Annotated in this window: 14 protein-coding genes; 7 read left to right on the forward strand and 7 right to left on the reverse strand. The window is 49.2% G+C overall.

The window, feature by feature from the left end:
• Positions 1-8: 8 nt before the first annotated feature.
• The 3 genes from CUS_RS06875 to CUS_RS06890 all read left to right on the forward strand — a co-directional run bounded on the left by CUS_RS06875 (position 9) and on the right by CUS_RS06890 (position 7,360).
• A complete protein-coding gene (locus tag CUS_RS06875; RefSeq protein WP_002848880.1) occupies positions 9-2,351 on the forward strand; it encodes an HD domain-containing phosphohydrolase in 2,343 nt (780 codons plus the stop codon).
• A gap of 494 nt (positions 2,352-2,845) precedes the next feature.
• Complete coding sequence (gene malQ / locus CUS_RS06880) at positions 2,846-4,333, forward strand: 4-alpha-glucanotransferase (protein ID WP_002848728.1); 1,488 nt, start codon at positions 2,846-2,848, stop codon at positions 4,331-4,333.
• 663 nt (positions 4,334-4,996) lie between these two features.
• Positions 4,997-7,360 carry a glycogen/starch/alpha-glucan phosphorylase gene (locus CUS_RS06890; RefSeq protein WP_002848877.1) on the forward strand — a complete coding sequence of 788 codons (2,364 nt, stop codon included), beginning with the start codon at positions 4,997-4,999 and terminating at the stop codon, positions 7,358-7,360.
• A 95-nt stretch (positions 7,361-7,455) separates the two neighbouring features.
• Here CUS_RS06890 and rpe read toward each other — a convergent pair whose 3' ends face one another.
• The gene (gene rpe, locus CUS_RS06895) at positions 7,456-8,106 is read right to left on the reverse strand and encodes a ribulose-phosphate 3-epimerase (RefSeq protein ID WP_037276824.1); all 651 of its coding nucleotides are present in this window, start codon (positions 8,104-8,106) and stop codon (positions 7,456-7,458) included.
• A gap of 371 nt (positions 8,107-8,477) precedes the next feature.
• Here rpe and CUS_RS06900 point away from each other — a divergent pair, with 371 nt between their 5' ends.
• Positions 8,478-9,266 (forward strand): HAD family hydrolase, encoded by a 789-nt coding sequence (locus CUS_RS06900; protein ID WP_002848754.1) that lies wholly within the window; start codon positions 8,478-8,480, stop codon positions 9,264-9,266.
• A gap of 293 nt (positions 9,267-9,559) precedes the next feature.
• On the opposite strand, the gene CUS_RS06905 is transcribed toward CUS_RS06900, so the two are convergent.
• From CUS_RS06905 to CUS_RS06935, 6 genes are all read right to left on the reverse strand, one after another.
• On the reverse strand, positions 9,560-14,548 hold the full coding sequence (locus CUS_RS06905; RefSeq protein WP_002848760.1) for a hypothetical protein: 4,989 nt from the start codon (positions 14,546-14,548) through the stop codon (positions 9,560-9,562).
• An 89-nt stretch (positions 14,549-14,637) separates the two neighbouring features.
• Positions 14,638-14,949, reverse strand: a complete 312-nt coding sequence (locus tag CUS_RS06910) for a hypothetical protein (RefSeq protein ID WP_002848735.1) — start codon at positions 14,947-14,949, stop codon at positions 14,638-14,640.
• Positions 14,950-15,039: 90 nt separating this feature from the next.
• Positions 15,040-15,339 (reverse strand): hypothetical protein, encoded by a 300-nt coding sequence (locus CUS_RS06915; protein WP_002848770.1) that lies wholly within the window; start codon positions 15,337-15,339, stop codon positions 15,040-15,042.
• Positions 15,340-15,748: 409 nt separating this feature from the next.
• Positions 15,749-16,033, reverse strand: coding sequence for a hypothetical protein (locus CUS_RS06925; protein WP_002848844.1), 285 nt, complete (start codon positions 16,031-16,033; stop codon positions 15,749-15,751).
• Positions 16,033-16,494: a helix-turn-helix transcriptional regulator gene (locus CUS_RS06930; RefSeq protein ID WP_002848878.1), complete on the reverse strand. Its 462-nt coding sequence runs from the start codon at positions 16,492-16,494 to the stop codon at positions 16,033-16,035. Before CUS_RS06930 ends, CUS_RS06925 begins: the two co-directional genes overlap by 1 nt.
• Before the next feature lie 276 nt (positions 16,495-16,770).
• Positions 16,771-18,000, reverse strand: coding sequence for a hypothetical protein (locus CUS_RS06935; RefSeq protein ID WP_002848831.1), 1,230 nt, complete (start codon positions 17,998-18,000; stop codon positions 16,771-16,773).
• Positions 18,001-19,041: 1,041 nt separating this feature from the next.
• Here CUS_RS06935 and CUS_RS06940 point away from each other — a divergent pair.
• From CUS_RS06940 to rsmG, 3 genes are all read left to right on the forward strand, one after another.
• Positions 19,042-19,320 (forward strand): HU family DNA-binding protein, encoded by a 279-nt coding sequence (locus tag CUS_RS06940; protein ID WP_002848823.1) that lies wholly within the window; start codon positions 19,042-19,044, stop codon positions 19,318-19,320.
• A 44-nt stretch (positions 19,321-19,364) separates the two neighbouring features.
• Complete coding sequence (locus tag CUS_RS06945; RefSeq protein ID WP_002848874.1) at positions 19,365-19,748, forward strand: DUF6465 family protein; 384 nt, start codon at positions 19,365-19,367, stop codon at positions 19,746-19,748.
• Between the two features lie 450 nt (positions 19,749-20,198).
• Positions 20,199-20,900 (forward strand): 16S rRNA (guanine(527)-N(7))-methyltransferase RsmG, encoded by a 702-nt coding sequence (gene rsmG, locus CUS_RS06950; RefSeq protein ID WP_002848738.1) that lies wholly within the window; start codon positions 20,199-20,201, stop codon positions 20,898-20,900.
• Positions 20,901-21,142 lie beyond the last annotated feature (242 nt).

The following is a 21,142-nucleotide window of genomic DNA, read 5'->3' on the forward strand; positions in this document are numbered from 1 at the left end:
GGCACCGAATGTTTGGATATATAGCTGAGCATCAGCTTGATATAATGCTGGCGCTCTGCGCTGTCTGCGCGACCATAGTGCTGCTCCTGTTCTTCACCAAGTACCTTACGCAGAAGCGCAAGCAGATACTTATGGTGATGGAACTTATCGCCACGCTGCTGCTGGCATCTGACAGGGCGGCGTACATCTACAAGGGCGATACCTCGCAGTGGGGCAGCTTCATGGTGCGGCTGTCGAATTTCATGGTGTTCTTCCTGACATCTGCCATAGTGCTGGTGTTCGACCTGTACCTTGATGAACTGCTGAACGGCAGCGGCAGCAAAAAGAGAGCTTCCCGCAGGCTGAAAGGCGCTGCGGTCGTCGCGGTCATCGGTATGGCTATGTCGGTGGTGTCGCACTTTACGGGGCTGTACTACTACATCGATGAAAACAGCGTTTACCATCGCGGAAGCGGTTTCCTGCTGTGCTACGTGGTGCCTGTGGTATGCCCGCTGGTGCTTTTCACAGTCATATTGCAGAACAGGCGCAGGTTCAGCAGGCTTATCTTCATCTCGCTGGTGCTGTATATCTTAGTGCCTGTGCTGGTGGGTATATTGCAGATATTCACCTACGGGCTTTCGCTGGTGAACATGGCTATGGTGCTGGTATCGGTGTTCCTGTATGTGTTCAGCTACCTTGACATTAACGCGGCGGCTGAAATGGCACACGAGAAAGAGGTCAACAGCCTGCAAAAGGAACAGCGCAGTATGAAACGCCTGTTCGAGCAGACTGTAAGCGCATTTGTGGCGGCGATAGAGAAGCGTGACAGCTACGCTGAGGGACACTCTGTAAGGGTGGCGGCGCTTGCCCGCGAAATAGCCGAAACAGCAGGAAGAAGCGCGGAAGAGTGCGAAGAAGTCTACTATGCGGGACTTCTGCATGATGTGGGCATGATGGGCATACCCGATGAACTTCTGCGCAAGACCGAAGACCTCACCGACAGCGAGATGCGTATAAAAAAGCGCAAGCCCATAATCAGCGGCGAGATACTTGAAAGTATAAGCGAGTACCCCTATCTCAGCACAGCGGCGCGGCACTGCGGCGAATGGTATGACGGAAGCGGCTTCCCCGATGGTCTGAAAGGTGATGCTATCCCCGAAACAGCGCGTATCATCGCGGTGGCAGATGCCTACGACACAATGATATCGGGCAAGCGCTCACACTCTCCGATGTCGGTGCAGGTGGTGCGCGAGGAATTTGTCAAGATGTCGGGCAGTCAGTTCGACCCTGAGTTTGCCGATATAATGGTAGCTATAATGGACAGGCACATCGCTGAAGAACACGCAGATATAACTGATGAGGACACAGTCATCGAATGCGGCAGATACCGCGAACAGGTGTCGGCAGGCATAGCGGTGACCGAAGAGGTCACAAAGGTGACCTTTGATCTTGAAAATACCGACACATCGGGCGAGGGCTTCTCTGCACCGTCACTGATAGTTTTCGATGCCTACGACAGGCACATACACACCGACAGCAAGACTATAGAAGCCTACCGCTACACCGAGTTTGGCGAACTATGGTTCGATGGACACTATATCTCAACGGCGGCGCGGAACGTTTCGGTGGAAAAGACCGAGAGATCCGCAGGCGGCTATGAGATAACTGCGGGCAGATATGAAGACCATCTGCTGATAGAGATGAGAAGTCCCAAAGGTACAGTCAGGGTGACTGTGGCACTGCCCGATAACTCACGCTGTTCCTACATCGGTCTTACGGGCGAGAATTGCAGACTGACTTCCATAAAGACCGAAAAAACCGGCAAGGTCATGGAAGATGGCGACATCGGCAAGATAGTCGAGCGAATAGTCTACACCGACCGTCTGGAGTCAGACCTGCCCAACATACAGACCGACCACACACGTTCGGTATCGACTGAGGGCGTGCTGATAGAGGACAGTCTGCAAATCGATATGCACACGATGTCACTGCCTGCGGCGGAACTGGTATGGCACTGCCCTTATGTGGTGATATTCTATTCAGATGACAAGCAGGTCTTCGGTGAAAATTACCGCGAATATGCGCTGATAAAGTTAAACGGCGAGGTAGTTTCGGGCGATGGCATCGAGAACATCTTCAAGATGAAGAAAACAGAGGATTTTGCAGGCTGGGACGAATGGAAGCGCCGCAACAAGGAGGGCGTGGAATGCTCGGTCGGTATAGTCCGCAAGGGCGGCAGAGTGATACTGCGCACAGAAAATCTGGGCATATCCATAGAGAATACGACAATACTTCCCGCAGGCGCGGGGAAAGTCTATGCCGCACTGACAGGCGACCAGACGGCGATAACGGACATTCGTATTAATTCATAATGTGGTTATCCCGCTGACACACCACAAAAACAGCGGCTATACAACGCTCAATTATCCTTTTGTTTATCGCATTTTTAGTTGGTGTGCTAAATGGATAGTCATATTCATAATTGTTGGCATGAACGAAATATGCCGTTACAGCGGAAAGAACGGCAAACCATAGCGGCGGTCACGGCGCAGACAGCAAAGTTCGCGTAAAAGCCGACCGTTACGTTGACAAAGACCATTCTTTAACTGTGAAAGTCAGCGAAGGTGAAGACGGACATCAGCAGATGATATTATCCGCAAGGCATGATGATTCGGCATGGTCGGAAATTTATCGGGTATACTACCCTGAAAAGCGCGGGCGGGACGGCTGTCTGCGCTTTTTTTGCGTATGTATCCACCGAAATCTGATCTCCGTGAAGAATAGCCTGTTCCCATTGATTTTTTGCACAATATATGTTATAATAATATTCGGAATTCATATCAACTCTATAAAGGAGAAATATTATATGAGAAAAAGCGGTATCCTTATGCACATAAGTTCTCTGCCAAATAACTACGGTATCGGTAAACTCGGCAAGGAAGCCTTTGAGTTTGTCGATTTCCTCGCAAAGTCGAAACAGTCATGCTGGCAGATACTCCCCGTGTCGCCCACAAGCTACGGCGATTCACCTTATCAGAGTTTTTCGATACATGCGGGCAACCCCTATTTCATCGACCTCGAAACTCTTGAAAAAGAAGGCTACCTCAAAGCCGATGAATACAAGGACATCGACTGGGGTGAGGACAAAACTTCGGTGGATTACGGGCTTATCTATGAAAAACTCTTCCCTGTGCTGAAGATCGCACACAAACGCTTCCGAAAGAACCCCGCAAAAGGCTTTGCAAAGTTTGTCATAGCAAACAAGAACTGGGTCTATGACTACGGTCTGTTCATGGCGCTTAAATTCGCACACGGCGGCAAGGCGTGGTATGAGTGGGAAGACCAGCTGAAAATGCACAAGGGCAAAGCCGTAAAGCAGGCGGCTAAAGAGTATGCCGATGATATAGATTTCTGGTGCTTTGTTCAGTACGAATATTTCAAGCAGTGGAAAAAGCTGAAAAAATATGCCAACGACAAGGGCATCAAAATAATAGGCGATATACCGATATACTGCGCTTATGACAGCGTTGAGGTATGGGCGACACCCGAATATTTCTACCTTGACAAGGATAAAAAGCCCATAGAAGTCGCGGGCTGTCCCCCCGATGTGTTCTCTGAGGACGGTCAGCTGTGGGGAAATCCCCTCTACCGCTGGGACTATATGGCAAAAGACAAATACCGCTGGTGGATAGAGCGCATACGCTCTGCCTTTGAGATATACGATACCGTCAGGATAGACCATTTTCGCGGGTTTGAAAGCTACTACTGCATACCCTACGGCGCACCGAACGCGCGTAAGGGTCACTGGAGCAAAGGACCTGATATTAAGCTGTTCAAGGCGGTCGAGCGTCAGCTGGGCGAACTGGATATAATCGCTGAGGACTTGGGCTTCCTCACCAAAAAAGTCGTAAAGATGCTTGATGCGGCGGGCTATCCGGGTATGAAGATACTTGAATTTGCCTTTGACGGTGACAGCACAAACGGCTATCTGCCGCACAATTACCGCACCTCAAACAGCGTATGCTATACAGGCACACACGACAATGAAACATTGCCTGGCTGGGTGAAGAGCAGTGACAAGAAGACCATTGACTTCTGCAAGAAATATCTGGGTGTGAAGAAAGATTCCGATATATCATGGGCGATGGTGCGTTTATGTTGGTCAAGCATATGTGACACAGCTATTGCGCAGATGCAGGATTTACTTGAACTTGACTCAACCGCGAGAATGAACACACCTTCCACCGTAGGCAACAACTGGAAGTGGCGGCTTGACAGCATGGACACTTTGACCGACAAATTAAGTGACAAGCTGAGTGAACTGACCGAACTATACAACAGAGTTAATTCATAATTATTGACAGGGGCGAAAGCGGGCTGTTTCAGCGATAACTTTGCCGCCCAACAAAGCTGAGCAAGAACACAAAGCTATGCGCGAGAAAAAGCGCGCGGTCAAGCCTCGCGCCAGCAGGCTTGCGGGAGTTTGAGGGCAGAGCCCTCAATCGGGGAAGCAGAAAGCAAGGCGACAAACAAAAATAGTTGGGCGAACAAAGTGAAATACGATAAGAGGGCAAAGCCATCGACCAAAGCAGAACCAAAATTGGTTAAACACGACATAACGATGACCCGAAAGTTCGGCGGTAAACACGGCGGGAGCAAGCCCCCGCCCTACACGTAGGGAGTGCAGACCCAAAAGCGGGCAATTCGCAAAGAAATGAGCGTGCGAAAATCTTTCGAGCCGCAGAAACCATGTGCGGGCGACGAATTGCCCGCGACATCTAGTCGAACAGCGGAGCGTCTTCGGCGGTCGGTCATCGCTCCAAAGTGATAAAACGGCAAACCATCGCGGCGATGACCTGATAATTCGGCGTTTTAACACGGCATGGCGATAATCAAGCGGCGGGAGCAAGCCCCCGCCCTACCCCAAGTTCGACCCGCACACACTCCCGCACCCATATCAAGACCGAATAATAAACACCGAAAAGTGAATAATAAAAGGAAAAGAGGTAGTATCCAAATGGACACAAAAACATTCAAAAGCAGGCTCGCGCAAATGCTGGAGCATAGCTTCGGGAAAAATATCGCAAGCGCCGAAAGCCACCAGCTGCATGACAGTATCGCGAAGGTAGTCATGGAGGATATCTCAGCACAGTGGAAAAAAAGCACCGAACAGCACCTCGCGGGCAGACGCGCTATGTACCTCTCGATGGAGTTCCTTATGGGCAGAGCTGTCTATAATGACCTGCTGTGTCTTGGGCTGACTGATGTGGTCGATGAAGCCCTGAAAGCTGAGGGGAGAAGCCTCGCTGAACTGGAGGATATCGAAGATGCCGCTCTCGGCAACGGCGGTCTTGGCAGACTCGCCGCCTGCTTCCTTGACTCAGCCGCCGCCCACGATATACCGCTGGACGGCTACGGGATACGCTATAAGTACGGTCTTTTCAAACAGTCCATCGTGGACGGCTTCCAGCACGAAGAAGCCGATAACTGGACTAAGTACGGCGACCCCTGGTCGGTAAGGCGCGAGGAAGATTCAGTCGAAATAACCTACGGCGATCAAAAAGTTCTCGCGGTGCCATACGATATGCCGATAATCGGCTATGGTACTAAAAATATCGGCACACTAAGACTGTGGCAGGCTGAAAGCGCAGATGACTTCGATTTCGCCGCCTTTGACAGCGGTGACTACGACGGCGCTGTCAAAGCACAGAACGATGCCGAGAATATCTCAAAAGTCCTCTACCCCAACGATAACTGCGAGGCAGGCAAGATACTCCGCCTGAAACAGGAGTACTTCTTCTCTGCCGCTTCCGTTGCCGATGCGCTGAGAAAGCATAAGAAACGCTTCGGCACTCTTGATAATTTAGCCGACTATGTTACCATTCAGCTGAACGATACCCACCCCGTCATCGCTATCCCCGAACTTATCCGCCAGCTGATAAAGGAAGGTTTCACTTTCGATAAGGCGTTCGATACCGCCCATAAAGTCTTCAACTATACAAACCATACCATAATGGCTGAAGCCCTCGAAAAATGGGACAGCAAAATGGTCGAGAAAGTACTGCCCGATGTCTACGCCGTTATTTTGCAGATAAATGAACGCTTCTATGCCGATATGTACGCAAAGGGTCTTGATAAGGCGCAGATACGCAAAATGGCTCCCGTTGGTGACGGCATGGTGAAAATGGCGTTTATGGCGATATTCGTAAGTTCCTACATCAACGGCGTGGCGGCTATACACACCGAGATACTCAAAAACGATGCCCTCAAAGAGTGGTATGAACTCTACCCCGAACGCTTCCAGAATAAGACAAACGGCATCACCCAGCGCAGATGGCTCGCCCTCTGCAACCCCGAACTTTCAGCGATGATAACCAAACTTCTCGGGAACGCCGACTGGGTAAAAGACCTTGATGAACTGAAAAAGCTGGAAAAATTCGCTGATGACGAAAGCGTATTAAACGAGTTCATGGCTGTCAAGGAAGCTAAAAAACACCAGCTTGCCGACTTCATCAAAGCACATGACGGCAAGGAGATAGACCCCGACTGGATATTCGATATACAGATAAAGCGCCTGCATGAGTACAAAAGACAGTTCCTCAACGCGCTGGGCATACTCTATATCTACTTCGGCATAAAGGACGGTTCGATAAAGGACTTCACACCCACCGTCTTCATCTTCGGCGCGAAGTCTGCACCGGGCTACAGACGCGCTAAGGCGATAATCAAGCTGATAAACGAGATAGGCGACTATGTCAACGCCGACCCCGAAACTGCTGACAAGCTGAAAGTTGTCTTCGTGCAGAACTATAACGTTTCCTACGCTGAAAAGCTGGTCTGCGCGGCTGATGTTTCCGAACAGATATCCACCGCAGGCACAGAAGCCAGCGGCACAGGCAACATGAAGCTGATGCTCAACGGCGCAGTCACTCTCGGCACTTATGACGGCGCAAATGTGGAGATAGCCGAAGAAGCAGGCGAAGAGAACGAGTATATCTTCGGCGCAAGGGTCGAAGAACTGGCTGAGATAATGCCCGCATACGATCCCCGCGATATCCTCTTCAAGGACGGGAAGATAAAGCGTGTGCTCGATAAGCTGATAGACGGCACATTCTCAGACGGCGGCGTGCCCTCAGATCAGGAGGGTTCGTTCAGGGAACTTTACAAGGCGCTCACCGACGGCGCAAGCTGGCATGTGCCCGACCACTACTATGTTCTGGGCGACCTGAACAGCTATATCGAAGCCAAACTCCGCATGAATGCAGACTACAAAGACCGACTTGCCTTTGCGAAAAAGTGCTGGCTGAACATCTGCAACGCAGGCAAGTTCAGTTCTGACAGAACGATCAAGGACTACGCGGAGAACATCTGGAAGATATGAAATATGTATAGTAAACAAAAATTGCGTGGACATGAAAGAGCGTCCACGCAATTTTTTATATAGATTATCATAGCAAGCGTTTTGAAAAAAGGCTGTCAGACTTTCAGCGACTTAACTGCCGCTGACTTGTCCTCAGCACCGAAGAGGTATGAACCCGAAACCATCACATCTGCACCCGCTTCACGGCAGAACTTTACAGTTTCAGCGTTTATGCCGCCATCGACTTCGATAAATACCTTATCTCTGCCCATGCTGTCCAGCATATAGCGTATCTCGCTTATCTTTTCAAGGGTGGCAGGTATGAACTTCTGCCCGCCGAAACCCGGAACAACTGTCATGACAAGTACCATGTCGGCAGTGGCAAGGTACGGCTCGACCTCCGAAACGGGGGTCGCAGGTTTTATGGATATTCCGGCAAATTTGCCGTGACTGTGTATGCGGTCGATAACAGCCTGCGGGTCGGGCGCGGCTTCAAGGTGGAAAGTGATATAATCCGAGCCAAGACCTGCATAATCGTCAATATAGCGAATGGGGTCATTTATCATAAGGTGGGTATCCATCGGCAGGTCGGACGCTTTCCTCACGCATTTCAGCACAGGTGTGCCGAAGCTGATATTATTGACAAAACAGCCGTCCATAACATCACAGTGAAGCCAGTCAGCCCCCGCTTTTTCGATGTTTTTTATCTCACTCCTGATATCTGCCAGATCACACCCCAGCAGAGATGCCGAAACCAGACTTTTCATATCATACACACCCTTTTTGCAGAAAATACCGCCATAAATTAATTTTATTATATAACAAATCATTCCTGTTGTCAAGGCTTTTTCGGACAATCGTATTTAGTTTACAATTCATAGCAATAGGCATAACAAATTTTCATCTGAGTGCCTGCGATCATGTCTGAGAAAATACTTGCCAAAAATATAAATAACGGGATCGCAGTTGTATTATGCAAAATAATCAAGGCGGGTAAAAGGCTTTGAATAATTCTATAGAAACTTCCGAAATTTGACGAACAGGAGAAAAAATGGTTGATTTCTTTAGTAAAATCATTTATAATAATGGTGTAAAAAGTGCGGAAACACCCTGTTTATAGCCAGAAATGAGGTATAGCATGATAAAACTTATCGCCACCGATCTTGACGGAACAATGCTCGATGACCAGAAACGCATGCCCGAAAACTTCGACACGGTACTGCAAGACCTGACCAGCCGCAACATTCGGTTCGCCGTTTCCAGCGGCAGGAGCTTCTGCACACTGCGCAAGCAGTTCGGCAGATATGTTGATGACCTTATCTTCATATGCGACAACGGCGCTTATGTTTATGATAAGGGCGAAGTGGTGTCAATGTCGGTACTGCCAGATGACGCTGTGCGCAACATCGTGCGCTACTGTGAAGAACTGGGGCTGACGGTACTGCTCTGCGGCAAACGCGGCACATGGCACAACTCTGCTGAACCGTCACATGTAGCTGAGATAGCGAAGTACTACATCAACCAGCAGAAACTCGATGACCTTTCTTCTTTCGATGATGAGATATTCAAGGTCGCCATAATGCAGGCGGGCGGCATCGAAAACGGCGCTTATCCCAAGCTGAAAGCCAGATACGGCGATTATTTCAACGTTCAGCTTTCGGGCGAATGCTGGGTCGATATAATGAATCACGGCATAACAAAAGGTTCGGCACTGCACAAGATGCAGAACAGGCTGGGCGTTGACTACGGCGAAACGATGTCTTTCGGTGACTATCTCAACGATATTGAGATGCTGGAAAATTCCTACTACAGCTTTTCAATGGAAAATTCGCATTCGCTGGTAAAAAAAGCCGCGAACTTCTCAACAGGTTCAAACAACGACAACAGCGTGATGAAAGAGATAATCAAGCTGTGCTTCAATTCGTGATATATCATAATAAAGGCGGAGAATTTGCGTTCTCCGCCATTTTTTTCGCTCCGCCTGAAATGAAATAGTTCACCCATGCCGACACAGCCGCAAATGCCGACACAGTCACAAATGCCGAACCCTTATTTCTCCTGCATAAGCGTATCCATAAAAAGCGGAGGTCATGCAACACACATGACCTCCGCTATCTTATTCAGCCTGTCACAGACTTTGCCCCGCCGCCACACGAAATTTATCTTCATTGCCATCTATGGGGCGGCGAGCCGCGCCGTCCGCGCTTAGGACCTTAGGACCTACCATTTCCAGTCTACGAAGAAACGTTCTTCGGTGGGGTTGTTGGCGGCTTTCTGACGGAAGTATTCTGTCAGAGCGGCTACGATTATCAGTACGATACCTGCCAGCAGGAGGTATACCCACCATGCCACAGCCGCAAGGAAATCACCTGTGATGTACAGCGTCAGACCCAGCAGAGCCGCCGCCGATACAAGGAACCATCTTCTGGTCTTCCTGATGAAGGAGTATATCAGCAGTACCAGCGAAACACTCAGCACTATCAGCGAGTTGGTAAGCGACTGGTTCATCAGACCGTCAACTATCAGCGTGATGAATGCCGCCATGAATACCGCCTGACTGAATTCGCGGGATATCTTTTCTTCGTCTGCCCATATCTTCTTCACTGCCATACCGAATGCCACGATTATCAGCAGTATTATCTTCATGGTCAGCATGCTGTTCTCAAATACCATGAAAGGTCTTACCATGAGCGCCAGACCTGCCGATGCCGCCGCAAGTGTGACGGCTGTGCGGTTTGCCCTTGTGCTGTGTCTGCGCCTGCTAAAGTTTGCAAGGAACACCGTCAGTTCAAGCAGGGCTATGAACAGTCTTGCCCTTTGCGGGAACATCATGCTTATGGCACTAAGACAGCTGAATATGCTCAAAAGTATGCCGAAATGCGCTATGTCTATGTGGAACTTTCCGTCCTCGTCCTTCTTTATCAGCTTTTCAGCGAACATCAGCCGCGATGTCACCGCCAGCAGTGCTGTCATGACCATCGAGAAGACTACCATCGCATTTCCTGCACGCATCGGGTCGTACCATATCGAATTTGCTGTCATCGATGCGCCCATGAACAATGTCGCTATCGGCAGCGCCGCATGCAGGTTCTTCTTGGAAAGGTGTATCACCGCGAACAATGCCGCGCTGACTATCATAACAGATACACCCGCCATCACAGACCTGTAGCTGTTTGCCGCATTCATCAGTGCTATCACAGCACCCGCTTCGGTGCTGTACTTCATCGTTCTGAACTTCTTGTCCTCGCGCCTGCCAAAGCTGAGTATGTACGCCGCCGCGCAGAGAACGCCTGCGCATACCGCCATAGCCATTGGCAGACAGTGCATCTTGTATTGCCAGTCGAGGTAGTCAGCCAGCAGTGAAGCTGTTACTATCTCAGGCAGAGGCAGAATTATACGCATGGGCTTTCTGAGGAAGTGTTCATCGTCAAAGGCATCGACTGTAACGAACACTGCCACCATAAGCATCGTTATAACGCCGTAGGGGAGCGCCGCATCCTGCATCAGTGAGAAACCGTTCAGACACAGCACCGCCATGAACAGCAGGTCGGAGGTCTTTGTGTACAGCGGCTTGAACATGCGGTAAAGCACCAGTCCTGCCGCAGTGAACATAGCTAAGATGAACGTTGACGAATGCGGAGGCAGTTTTATATTATTGTCCAGCAGTTCGGTAACTATCAGGAATGTTGCCATCAGCGCGAAGCCCTGACCGCGCAGCATGTGCCTGTTTTTGGTGCGGATGCCGTAGTAGGTCAGTTCTATGGTGATGACCGCCGCGATGACAGCCTGTATCCATGTGAGGCGGTTCAGCTCGTCAAGCACTGACACGATGCAGATGATGCCGTAGAACGACCTTACACCTGCCAGCACATAGTCTGCCTTGAAGAGCAGTTTGTCGGTCCTGCGGAGATGATAGTATACGAATGTTCCCACAGCCGCAATACCACAGCAGATAAGTGCGAAATAATTGATATTGTCAAGCGGAAGTGTTGCCTGCCAGAGCGCGCATGTCAGGAACAGAGCGTGCAGTCCCGTTATGCGCTCGTTTTTCAGTGCTATGCCGTAGAAAAGACCCTCGATGCACAGCAGACAAGCTATGGTCAGCGCTATCCAATTGAAGTTCAGTACGTATGCCGCAAATACCAACATGCTCAGCACAGCATATACTGTACGTACTGCCTTAAGCAGTTTCGGGGTCTTGAATGACAGCCTGTCAGCCCTGTACAGCAGGTAGTAAGCAAGTGTGCCCACTGCCGCCACGCCGCAGAGCATCAGCGCGAAGTATTCGTAACTTCTTGTGTATTCGCCCAGCTTTGACAGCATCAGTGTCAGTGCCAGCGCATGGGCAAAGAGTATCTTCTCGCTCTTCTTCACTATGCCGATATAGAGCATCTCCAGCGCGAATACTGCACAAATGCCGAAGCAGTCGTAGTTCCATCTGATAAAGTCTGCCAGTACCACAGCAATAGCCGCCATGCCGTATATCACCCGCATGAATGCGATGACATGTGAAGCCTCGAAGCGCAGTTTGTTCTTTTTGCCGATGGCAGTGTAGAGCATAGTGAATGCCGCCAGCAGTGCAGTCACCCAGAACGCGAAAGTGCCGATATCATCGATAATGAACGCGCACTCAAAGAGTATGGCATTCAGGAACAGAGCATGTGCGAACAGCAGTTTCTCACTGCGCATATATATCGCGAGTATCAGCAGTTCGGCAGTTATACCGCCTGCCATGAGCCAGTCTGCCCATATCCATTCCAGCCATTGTGTCATCAGCTGATACATGCAGATAACTGCTGTGCATGTACGCAGTATAGCTATTATATTGCCTGCCTTGAAGAGGTTCTTCCCATACTTTCTGAGTATCAGGTATGCCGCAGTACCAACTGCGCATATTCCCCAGATAGTGAGGCTGAACCACTGGAAGCGTTCAGCACCGTACAGTCTGTACGGCATGAGCCTGTATACGCTCCATGCAAGTAAAATGTACTGGGGTACGACAGTTTCAGCCGAACGCCTGATGATGACATATGCGGTCAGTTCTGCCAGCATAAGACCCATTATCGTCCAGTGTAAAGCGTCCCAATTTTCTTGGTTTAACAGAGTCACCAATGCGGGCAGACCCATTATTATACGCATCAGTATGATGGTAAGTCCTGTATCGACACGGGACTTTTTCAGCTTGTCGAGTATCCTGCAAAATGCTGTGCCGACTATGCCGAAAACAAGTATTATCAGGGTCGTTTCCGCAAAGCCGATACCTGCCTTATTAAATGCTTCGTTATCTTTTGCAAGGTAGAGGAAGTTGAACATAAGTGCTGTAACAGCCGCCCAGTTAGGTATAAGAACGTGCTGTTTGCGGCGTACAGCCGCCAGTACCGCAAAGTCTGTGATGATAAGACCTGCGGTGATATACTGAACAGCAGAGTATTCAAACGTGAACAGCGAGAACAATGCCGCCGCCGCGAAAAGTATCCTTATTATATAGTAGGTGCGTTCGGCATTGAATGTTATCCTGTCGGTCTTTTCGAGCCATACATATACCCAGCCGCCGACCATCGCGAATATAGCCGCGATGAGCGCGAACACACTGTAGTCGGTGATGTTCAGGTAAAGGCTGAAAGTGCCTGCGAGAATGAATGCTGTGTGTGCCATCAGCCATTTCTCACTCTTAAGGCGTATCGCGTGCCACAGGCATTCGCCCATGAGTATGATGCAGATGCCCCAGCCGAATGCCGTCCAGCCGTAGCCTGCGCCTTCGCTCATATCCATCAGGAGCATCGGTGCCGCCATGACAAGGTAAGCCGCTCTTATAAGTATGTGCAGGCAGTAGATGACCTTTGTGGGTTCATAGCCCCTTGATCTCTTCCAAAGGTATACTGCTGTGAAAGCTGTGCCTGCCGCAGTTATCAGCAGTGCGAAGGCGGCGTAGTTGCGCTGGAAATAGTTGGCTATCTGTCCCAGCAGGAAAGTACCCGATATCGCCATCGAGAAGACTGCCGCATATTCGCAGAAAGGTTTCTTGAATATCTTCATGGCCCGCGCCGAGAAGAATGCCACAAGCAGTGCGCCCAGCGCTAAGAAAAGCATCTGCCCCCTGCCCTCGATGCCGAACCATGCACCGAACAAGCCGAAGTAGCCTGTGGTTATGTAGGTTATGGTCGTGTAGACCGAGCCGAGTATGTACATCGCGGCAGAAGTGCCGTGTATGTTGAGTTTCTTGTCTGCAACGGCGTAAATGCCGAAGAACAGTGCCGCCTGTGCGCCCAGCACGCCGACTCTCGCCCAGTCGCTCATGGATACCCAGAACGCTGTTGAGAATATCATGCCCGCCAGTACGATAAAGGTTATGCCTATACCCGTGAATATCGCCGCCGAACTGTACTGACGCTTGGGGCGCGGCTGGCGTATCTTTTCGGGCTTCTGCTGTGCCCAGCTTGGCAGAGGTCTGTTTTTATAGCTCTGCATTGTCTGCGCCGCCGCAGGTCTTGCAGGCTGTGCGGGTGTGCCATACGGCTGAACGGTTCTGCCGCTCGGCTGAACGCTCTGTCCCTTTTCGGGCTGAGTATTTTCTAAGTTGTTGGTTTCAGATATTTCAGCAGGTTTTTCGGCTTTTTCAGCAGTCTGCTCTGCTTTTGCATCATCACGCTTGATAAGGTCAACGCCGTCGTGATGGTGCTGAGGTGTTTTCTCTATGACAGCAGGCTTCTCTTCTGCCTTGCTGACAGCCTCAGCGCTCTGCTGAACGGTCTTCGCCTCTTCGCTGAGGAGCTTATTCAAATTATTGACAGCTTCGTTCTCAGCAAACTGCTTGTGAATTTCTGCCGCAGGTCTTGTTTCTGTCTTGACGACCGTCTGCACAGGCTGATAAGGCGTGTTAGCCGCAGTACGCTGACCGCTCGGCATACTGCCGTAAGGCATGTTGACGTTGGGCATGTTGCCGTAAGGTGGTACACCCTGCGGAGGTACAGGCGGCATGCCGCCCTGTCTTTGAGGAACGCCTGCCGCAGGATACACACCGTTCTGCGGCGGCATTCTGCGTCTTGGGTCTGCATCTAAGGTCGCCATTTCGTGACTGCTTATGCGGTTATCATATAAAAGCCGTCTGATAAAGTGTTTTGTTTTTTTCAGTTCTCTGCTTCGCGATATTGATATCGGCAGAAGAAATATAGGCGACAAGCACCATAGTACTACCAGCAAACTAAACATGATTATCTCCTTATAGTGACCCGCGTGGGGGATTTTTTCTGTGGTATGTTGTCTTACCTTTTGGATATATCGTTATTATAACATACTGTTCACAAAAAATCAACAGCAGGGTAAAAATTCACTGCGGCGAGATATGCGTATGGGAACAGCGTCATTATCACATCAAAAGCGAACAGACCGCGCCGCTTTGCCCTGTCTTTACCAAAGAAAACAGCGGCGCATGCCATGCTTATGATGATATGTGCGGCACCGACTGCCGCAAATGCGAGGTGTGCTGTCATATTCCAAAACTCGCAGTCAGCACCCGTCAGGTCAAATAATATTACTATCAGCCAGCCCGACAGAAATATCAGCGCATACGCCGCGATATTTGCCGCCGCCGTGAGTTTCTGTGCTTTCATGGCATCTCCTTTTATATACGTTTGCCGCCGCAGAGTTTTGCGGTGTTATCCTACACAAATATTTTGTCGCGGTTTTGTGGGTTTTGCCCGCTAGATTAGTTTGAAAAGCACAAACAGCGGTGCTATCACCAGCGCGAACACCCAGCACAGTATATTCAGCGGAGTGCTTTTTATCGGGTATTTTTTCGCCAAAGCATAGCACGCCAGCAGGTATATGGGAACTATCAGCACGCAAGCCGCAACTTGCAGTACTTTCGACCCGAAAACGAATATGATGTCATTTCGCAGTCCCTTGATAAGGGAGTATTCAGCGAACACCGCCGCCATCGCCACCATCAGCGTGTAGAGTATTCGTAAGGCTGTGGTAAAAAACGCTGATAAATTCTTCATTCTATCATCTCCATGTCCATATAGGACCAACAATTATAATGCCCCGGAATAAAAATGTTGTCAGAACAAAAAATTCCGAAACGCCCCGGTAGACCGCCCTGAACTTTTTCACTGTCAGCGGTCTGATAAAATAAACAGCTATAACAGCCAGCTGTAACAGTACGAAAACTATAGTATCTTCTACGGCTGGCGATATATAGTAAACGACATAAAATTTCATACATATCCCGCTCACAGATACCATTATCGCAGTATCTGCGAGCAGTCTATGTGAAATTTTTTATGTCTTTTACTATAAAAAACTCAGCTGCGCCTTTAGATGCGCCTTTAAACATCAGCCATATATCAGCCGAAAGAAATGCTGTGATGTTTTGCCTGTCAAAGCCCATTTCATCGTATCATCTCCATGTTATACGGTCAGCAGATACGTTATCAGCGGCAGTAATATGAAAACTTCCGCCCATAGCGCCGCATCTGCATATTTATTGTGTACAGGCAGTTTTTTTGATAAGGCGCGGCAGGCAAAAATGAACGCCGCAGGCAATATCGCCGCTGTTAAGACATAGTCAGCCCCCGACCTAAAAAACGGTATGCCGCCGCTTTCTGCCTTGCTGATGGTTTTCGTGAACAGGTACAGCGTGATGTAAAACATCACCGTGTTTGACACAAGCCTTATCGCGGCATTGCGCACCATCAGTTCTGTATCAGCGCCGAATATTCCGCCGCCGCTTTTCTCACCTTTTCAAGGCTGAATGATGAATACACACAGCGGTCGCCCGCAGTCAGCAGACGGTAGTGCTGTGAGATATAGTTCTGCTGTATCTTCCATAATTCGGTGGATTCTATCTGCCGCCACCATACTTTCCCGCCGTGAGTCTGACGAAAGTTGATGCTGGTCTCATCGAAAGCCAGCGCCTTTACAAGGTCGCTCATCTCGCCGCCGAAAGAATTCTGCAAAACGGTGCTGTCAGAAAATATCACCGCCAGCGCCGCCGCGCCCGTCCAGCCGATGAGCGTGCGCTCCTTCTCTATCTCCACCAGTGTTTTCTTCGATATGCCCAGACAGTGCGCCATCTTGTCCTGATTAAGACCGTACTCAGCCCGCACCAGCTTGACGCTCCTGCTCACCATGGCTATGAATTCATCGCGCTTCATTTTATCCCTCACAATTTAAGTTATCCCATGCGCCCGTCCCGATACCCTTAGCGGCACGAAAAGGGTGCATTCTTCTCCAAAAGTGTACTCTTTCTTCTTTGGTGTAATTTTACACCTTTTGCGTGAAAATGTCAATAGCTGTGTAAAAGTTTCATCATTTTTTCACTTTCGGACACAAAAAAACACCCGCACGGAGTATCAGACTGCCGTTATAGGGTGTGTAACGGAAAAAACAACGCAAAAGATCCCCCGCCGCAAGGCAGGGGATCACTTATTCTATGACTGTTGCCGCTGTTCTTTTTTCTTGCGCTCAGTTCGCACATAATCATCGGTCGAGTAAACAAGGCTGACTTTTTTCGCCATGTACTCATTAGCCTGTGTCGCCTTGTGTACAGGCTTCATGCTTCCCTTTGCAACAAGGAAAACTATCAGACCCACCACCAGTGCGGCACCCAGAATAAACGGTATGCTCTTTGTTATCAGATACAGCAGGACTGCTGCCGCCAGCGCTGAACCGCCTGTCATAATGCCCAGCTTTGTGCCGTCAACAGGCAGGTCGCCCGTGAAATTGCCTGTCTGACCGTTCATCGCGAAATTCCACTGTTTGCCGTTCCAAGAAGTCGTCAGATACCATATGGGTAAAAGCGCATACTTCTTTTTAGTGTAGTTGACCTTGTAATCGCCCCGCGTTTCGGTGACTTCATCGTGTCTGACGGTCGCTCTGGTCTTTTGCTTTGCTGTGTTGGTGACGCGCTTTTCGGCTCTTTCAAGATCGTCATCGCCCTCAACATCGAACCTCTCAGCCAGAAAACCCGGCATGTAGGTCATCGAGAACGGTTTCAGCTGACCGAAGTCAAAAGGCTCTACCGAATCCATTATATCATCGGGCATTCTCTTTGAAGCATCGGCAGGTACATTCTCGAAAGCGATATTTCCGCGCCGATCAGCCTTGTATATCTTCCTTGTTATCTCAGTGCCGTTATCGGTAATATCAGCCGCCTCAAACTCGGCATCGATGCTCACCGAACCGTCATACAGCCAGAAAGGTACATAAACGCCCTGTATCTCCTCAACTCTGCTTCCGCTGAGGAAATCTTTAGGTATCAGCTTTCTCTTCTCGTAATAGCCCTTGTACTTTTCCATCGCCTGTTCCTTAGTGAACGCGAACGGGATCACAACATCGGGCTTTATCGCACCCGAAAGCTGTGCTTCGATGACAGTAGTATTGTCGCAGTAGGGGCATCTTGTGGCGGCGGTATTCTGATCGCACAATATCTCTGCCCCGCAGGTGGAACAGCTGTAAGCACGCATACCGTCAGCGTCCTCGCCCCAGTCAGCGCCAGACTCCTTTATTTCTTCCTCTTCATTCTGCTGAGCGAAGAACTGCTCAGCCTCTTCCTGTGAAAACACCGAATCGCAGAATATACATTTCATTTTCCCGATAGTTGGGTCAAACTGCAAAGTACCCGCGCAATTCGGGCATACAAGCTGTGTAGATGTAGCCATTTTTTTACTCCTATCTTAAATGGGGGCTGACCACGTTCGACGCAGTCAACGTTACCCACATACCCCAAACATCAGCTTTGCTGATGTTGTGCGCCGCCTGCCAACGCAGGCTATTTGGCAGGTATCAGGGCTTTGTTTTGCCCGCGTTGTTTGGTTTTGGGTTGTTTTTTGAATGCCCCGCGTGTGCCGAACATCTCGGTAGGCGAGGAATTGCCCCATCTTAAACGCCGCATTCGGTCATTCGGCGGGAGCAAGCCCCCGCCCTACGCTCCGAAACGCATTCTTTCGCATAAATGCAGAACTTTCGCACATGTCAACAATTATGAATTGTGAATTCCAAAAAGTTCCGCTCTTACATTTGTAGCTATTATAACACATTATTGAAATAAAATCAATAGTTTTTATGAAATTTGACCCATTTAGTTCAAAAAGATTCCGGCTTTTACATCGTGCGGAATGTCTGCTTTTGCTTATAGCGATCCAACTTTTTAAATTCACAAAAGCTGGGATTTATGGGTTTTGTGACTGGATTTTGTCTGAATTTTAAGGCAGATTGCTATAGGGTACGGCTGACTGCTGTGCAGAAAACGGAAAATGACAGAGCGGTCTGCGGGGGGCTTTACGGCGGAAGATCTTCCGAAGTCCGTTACATTTCTGACATATATCACTTATATCCGACATCATTTTACAGATAATGCCTTAAAATGTCGGTCATATTTAACAGCCGTATATCTGCTTACTGCTTTTTACAAGTCAGCTTTGGTAAACGCAGATTATCCCCAAAATAGGGCGTTACAGAAACTTATTAAACATTGTGTGAATAAACACAAAATATACTTGAAAGAATGCTCGCAAATTTAGTCAAGGCTACAAAGATTGCGTTAAACGCCCTAAAATAGGCATGTTCTGATTGACAAAGGGCTGTTAATGGGGTATAATATCAACATAAATCAAGACCGCTTCGGGACACACCTGATAAAGTCTGCTTACCGTACCAAAGGGGTACGGCTGACAACGATACATTATATGGAGGTAGTTAACATGAAGAAGGCTGAACTGCTGGCTGCTATCGCTGAAAAGAACGGCAGCACCAAGAAGAACGCTGAAGCAGCTCTCGATGCTGTTATAAGCACTATCACTGAGGCTCTGGAGAAGGGCGACAAAGTCGCTATACCCGGTTTCGGCACCTTTGAGGTAAGAGATCGCGCTGCCAAGAAGTCCATCAATCCCGCAACTAAAGAGCCGATAGATGTACCTGCTAAAAAGGTACCTGCTTTCAAGGCTGCTAAGGCTCTTAAGGACGCTGTTGACAAGAAGTAAACAGCAGATATTCGCAAATTTAATAGGAAAAGGAGAGCATGGAAATGGCTAACACAAAGAAAGCTGCTGAGAAGAAAGCAGCAGTAGAGAAGAAGGCTGCTGATGTAGCTGCTGATGTTAAGGAGGTTGCAGCTGAGGTAAAGGAAGCTGCTGCTAAGACCAAGACTGCTGCAAAGAAGACCGCTGCTAAAGCTGCTGCCAAGACCAAAGCTGTAGTTGAAAAGGCTGCCGAGAAGGATGTCATCTATCTTGAGTTTGCTGACAAGCAGATAGATGTTGCCGCTCTGGTAGAGGCTGCTAAGGAAGACTACAAGGCTAAGGGTCACAGGGCACCTAAGTCTGTTAAGCTGTATATCAAGCCTGAAGAGGGCGTAGCTTACTACACCGTCAACGACAAGGGCGACGGCGATCAGAAGATCGACCTTTAATTTGCAAACTAAAGACCGCTTCCGTTTATAAGCGCGGGGCGGTCTTTATAATTCATAATTTATAATTCATAATTCATAATTATTGGCATGGGGCAAAGTTTTGGTTTTGGGCGGGAACATTGCCGTTTTACAAAACTGCACATGCGCATTTGATCTATAATATCCCAATTTGGTTGTGTGTTTCTTTCCATGCCTAAGGCGGGGAAAGAAATACGATAACACCCATTTTGCATAATCGTTGATACACAACGAGATCGGGATCTCATAATTATTGGCATGGGGCAAAGTTTTGATTTTGGGCGGGAACATTGCCGTCCGGCAAAGCTGCACATGCGCATTTGATCTATAATTCGTAATTAATGGTATGGGGCGGAGTTCTGCTTTTGGGCGGATACTTCCCCGATGGTTTATTTAAGGAGAAGTTCCCCGCGAGCGGGTACATTTTTTAGCATGATAGATTTTAAGATTTTTGATGAGAACGGTATCGCCCTTACCGCTGAACAGACAGGGCGGCTCGATAAATATGCCGAGATGCTCTGTGAGCGCAACGAGCATGTCAACCTGACTGCTATTACCGACCCTGAGGGCATAGCCGAGAAACATTTTTTTGACAGCATATATCCCTTTACGCTGTTTGAACTTCCGCAGGGGGCGAGCCTGATAGATGTAGGCACAGGGGCGGGTTTCCCGTCATGTCCGCTGAAAGTTTTCAGAGATGACATTAGTCTGACACTGCTTGACAGTCTTAACAAGCGGGTGAATTTTTTGCAGGGTATTTCAGATGCGCTGTCGCTTGATGCGAAATGCGTACACGGACGCGCTGAGGAATTCGGCAAAAAGCCTGACTACCGCGAACAGTTCGATATAGCGACTGCGCGCGCGGTGGCAAATCTGCGCGACCTTTGCGAATACTGTCTGCCTTTTGTAAAAGTCGGGGGACTTTTTGCGGCACTTAAAGGCAGCAGCGGCGCGGAAGAACTGGATATCGCAAAGCCTGCCATAAAACTGCTGGGCGGCAAGACCGAGAAAGTCATTGAATATACATTACCGAGCGGTGACGGCAGGACTTTGATACTGATACGCAAGCTGACAGCCACGCCTGAGAAATTCCCCAGAAATGCTGGTCAGATGAAGAAAAAACCGCTTTTATAATTCATAATTCTTAATTCATAATTATTGGCACGAACGCAGGAATGCCGTTTTAGCGGAAGAAACAGCAAATCAAGCCGCATACAAAGCCGAGAGAGAACACAAAGCTGTGTGCGAGTCAGAGCGGTCGGTCAAGCCCGCCGCCAGAGGGCTTGCGGGAGTTTGAGGGCAGAGCCCTCAATCGGGGAAAGGCAAAGCAACGATACGTGCTATCTATTTGGGCGAACAAAGCAAAAGACGGTAAG

Origin of the sequence: Hominimerdicola alba 8 (assembly GCF_000178155.2) — a bacterium.
GTDB classification, from domain to species: Bacteria; Bacillota; Clostridia; order Oscillospirales; family Ruminococcaceae; genus Hominimerdicola; species Hominimerdicola alba_C.